The following is a 373-nucleotide window of genomic DNA, read 5'->3' as shown; positions in this document are numbered from 1 at the left end:
CCCATAAATTCTCCTTATCAGCAGCAATTTCATCTAACGTAATAGAAATTCCATTTTTAGTAATCGTTTTTCCAACACTATCTATATATGATTCTACATTTTCATTAATCCCCAATGCAGTTTGAATCCACGAAGTAATCTGTTCCCAGGCCGCCTTTATCTCATGCGGATGTCCCAAGCCTCCTATCAATAATGCTATTACAACTCCTGCTGCTGCAATTTTTGCTAATTTTAATTTCAAATTAACATTTCGCTTTTTCCATGGCAAGGAAGCTTCATAAACAAATTTTTCATCTATTTCTCCCATCAAATCCAAAAAATTGTTTTCTTTTTTCATATGATTTCTTTCACCTCTTCCCATAATTTGTTTCTG

The 373-nt window shown here is 33.5% G+C and carries 1 protein-coding gene; it reads right to left on the bottom strand.

What is annotated here, in order from left to right; all coding sequences use genetic code 11:
- Positions 1-337 (bottom strand): DUF4179 domain-containing protein (locus DWX28_RS19695; protein WP_199611891.1); only part of this gene is annotated, 337 nt, incomplete at its 3' end.
- Positions 338-373: the final 36 nt, after the last annotated feature.

Origin of the sequence: Blautia sp. AF19-10LB, assembly GCF_003461245.1 — a bacterium.
Classification (GTDB): domain Bacteria; phylum Bacillota; class Clostridia; order Lachnospirales; family Lachnospiraceae; genus Blautia_A; species Blautia_A intestinihominis.
This window is presented reverse-complemented; position numbering and strand designations above follow the sequence as displayed.